Genomic DNA, 3,121 nt, shown 5'->3' with positions numbered 1-3,121 from the left:
GGGTACTACTGAGTCGTAAACGTAATAACTGCTAAATCGCAAAGAAAGGTTAGACATTGTCTAAATTTGAGATTCCGATTGAGATTATTGAAAGGAATGGCTCGTTTTGTGAGTTTAAGCAGGACGGCTCAATCGTTGGTGTGAAACTATCCAATTCTGATGTAAGCAGTCATATTCTTCTTTTGTACCCTAAATATAATTGCAGCGATTGAAGGTGAGTAAGAGTTAACGTTCGAATGTTCTCAAACGAATGTTCTCAAATTGAGGTCGTTTTCCAAACTGATTTAAACTTACAGGTGCGCTCTAAAAGTAACTGATTGTGCTTTGCGCCAGTTGCAATATAACAAGTTGCCAAAAATCGCTGCCAGCAGCACTGCTGGGACAAATACCCATTGGTTTCGTCCAACAACATTCGCACTTGCCCATTGGCAAAGCGTTAAGTGTTCATTGTTTACTCATCGTTTAGCGTAAAACTTTTTCAACTGAAAATTGGACGAAATTAATAATTGGACTATTGTTAGACTGCTAAAGGCAGGGATGTAGCATATAGCGAATTTATCTTCATTAGTTCTTAATTTCCTTTGCTTTAATAGCAACTTATCGCATAACAAGTTTAGCCAAGCGACGCAAAACACGCGCGCTTGTCAAAGGCGTTATGGCAACTAACTATTAAACAAGGAGTTAAGAAATGGATTTATTAAATTCAGGGAAAGTAAAAAACAGCATCAAAATCAGAAGTGTTATTATAGCCTTTATTGTCCATGCATTTTTCACTGTTTTAACACTTGGTATTTCTCTTATATTGTTGCTGATTATAGGGCTTATAACCAATTCATTTGTGAAAAGTGAGCTGGCGGAGGCCTCATCTAGCTCCAATAAATTCAAGAAAAACTTTCCTTTTAGATACTTTGGTCAAGTATTTGGTGACTTCCAACATGTGTTTTCTCATTCAGAAATAATAGAGAAAAACTTGTACGCGGCTATCGAGTCAGAGCTGCGTGATAAAACACCAATAAATTCCTTGGAGACGATAACAATAACTGACATAGATAACGACTTATCTGAAACAGAGGATCGAGCCTTTATTAGATCTTCGTCAACTGTCACCACAAGGGGAACAGCTATAACACTTGTTTTTAATCAGACAAACTTTGGAAAAATGCAATCGATAGAGTGGCGTGTTCTTGGTGGCGGCTTTATCGATCGTGATAAGAAATTTAATTTGGTTGCATATTCCGTATTCACTTTTCTGTTCTGGATAGTACCTTATGTAAAAAGGGAGCATGATTTGCTAGCTAGAATCAGAACGATATATCCAGGCTCATACAATGATATTGATGTAGTTACACAAATTAGATGCCTTCATGATGCAGTTTTCAATGCAATGATTAATGAACTGGAAAAAAATGACATCGATACGAGCGAGCTAAAAGCTCAAAAGATGCAAGTAATGAACATCAGCATTTCTGGGGGTAAAGTCAATATGGGGAATGTTGTTCAAGGGGCCATGAATAAAGTTTCCAATATTGCTACAGGGGGAAGATCATGAACAAGGGAAATATAAATATCACTGTTTCAGGTGGTCATGGGGAATTTGGCAATGTTGTTCAAGGAGATAATAACAAGATATCTAACGCTACTGAAAGAGCACTAGATGATTTCCATTCTAATGTTGCTGATTTATTGAGGGCAGGAAAAGCAACTGAAGATCAGATTGAGAATTTGAAACGAGAAGTCGATTTACTCGCTCAAAGCAATGGCGACAGGGGTCTTGTTGATGGAGCAAAAGTACTTTACGAAAAATACTCATGGGCGTTCGATCCACTAAAAAAACTATTTTCGATAATTTTGCTATGACAGGAGGAGTAATATCGACGCTCGTGACTCGCGCGCGTTCTGCAGACGTAAACGACGGTCCGTTTTGATCTTCTCCATAGATTAAATCGAAAACTCGCTAGGACTCCTGTGGTGGCAGATGAGATCGTCAGAACCAGCTTTTTCGAACCACTGCTACGACCGCTTGTGCCACAGGCTGTGTGAAAACTGTTTTCAAGTCATATTTGGCACCAAAACTGATAAAATATGTGCTTCACATTTAAATCTGACCACGTTTGCACGCGAATCAACTCCTCATTTTACTTAGCATTGCGTGAGTAATTTGGTCATTAGAGTTTTCACACAGCCTGGGCACATAGCTCTCTGTCAGATTTAGTTAAGCTTTATTCTTAACGGTTGGCAGGTTAAGGGCTGACTATTCCAAGATATCTTAGAGCTTAAGCGACGACCCCTGCCTTTTTAGTGCAAGCAAACCTAGTAGATGCAACTGAGTTGTTCAAAAACAGGGATGGCGTCAAATTTAAGCATTCCTAGGTATTAATCTTCATACTTTGTTGTGTTATCACTACTATTTTGGTGTATTTCACTGCTATATTCTGATACGTGTTGCTAGTTTATAAGGAAAATACCCCATGGCTCCCCGGGTTTGGAACATTATGTTTTTAAGAGTTCTGTGCATTATCTCATTATTAGTCAGTCCCACGTGTTTTGCATTTAGCCAAAAAGTACTTGTTCAGATACTTGAACTAAGTTCTGAGACCATAAAAATTGGACTAATAGCGTTGACGGTTGTCATTGTTTTGTTGTTGATGTTTGTCATTATCATTAAAGTTCAACTTTCTAACTCGCGTAACAAACAAACTCAGTACGGCAAAGCGTTAACAGTTAAACAATCCTTACTCAACGATTTCAAGGTTGGCATGTTGCACGTTAATCTGGCAGGTGAAATTATTTTTGCCAATCGTGTTGCCGCATTTTTTCTGGGTAGTAAAGAAGGAACGTTAATCAACCGACTTTTGATTGAAGTGTTTGATGACGACGTGCAAAAATCGATTAACGCAGCTTTAACCTCTAATCAGTATGTATATTTGCAAACCTATGTGGCAGCTAGTAAGCGTCATTTGCAATTAGGATTCAGTAAACAGTCTGATATCAATCATGGTATAGCCACTGTTATTTCACTCGCTGATGTGAGTAATTATCAGCATAAAATCAAGCAACAATCCTCTCACTTAGACAGCTTAAATCAAAGATTACAACAAACTGGCTTAGCTAGGCTTAGTAT

The 3,121-nt window shown here is 38.2% G+C and carries 2 protein-coding genes and 1 pseudogene; all 3 read left to right on the top strand.

Annotated features, from left to right (window positions below; all coding sequences use genetic code 11):
• Positions 1 to 688: 688 nt before the first annotated feature.
• Positions 689 to 1,549, top strand: coding sequence for a hypothetical protein (locus QZ562_RS20685; protein WP_293764549.1), 861 nt, complete (start codon positions 689 to 691; stop codon positions 1,547 to 1,549).
• Positions 1,546 to 1,857 carry a hypothetical protein gene (locus tag QZ562_RS20680; protein ID WP_293764547.1) on the top strand — a complete coding sequence of 104 codons (312 nt, stop codon included), beginning with the start codon at positions 1,546 to 1,548 and terminating at the stop codon, positions 1,855 to 1,857. The genes QZ562_RS20685 and QZ562_RS20680 overlap by 4 nt, the downstream gene beginning before the upstream one ends.
• Before the next feature lie 611 nt (positions 1,858 to 2,468).
• Positions 2,469 to 3,121: pseudogene (locus tag QZ562_RS20675) on the top strand (PAS domain S-box protein); the annotation flags it as partial.

This window comes from uncultured Paraglaciecola sp., from assembly GCF_913058035.1.
Taxonomy (GTDB): Bacteria; Pseudomonadota; Gammaproteobacteria; order Enterobacterales; family Alteromonadaceae; genus Paraglaciecola.
The sequence above is the reverse complement of the archived record's forward strand: the minus strand, read 5'-3'. Positions and strand labels throughout refer to the sequence as shown.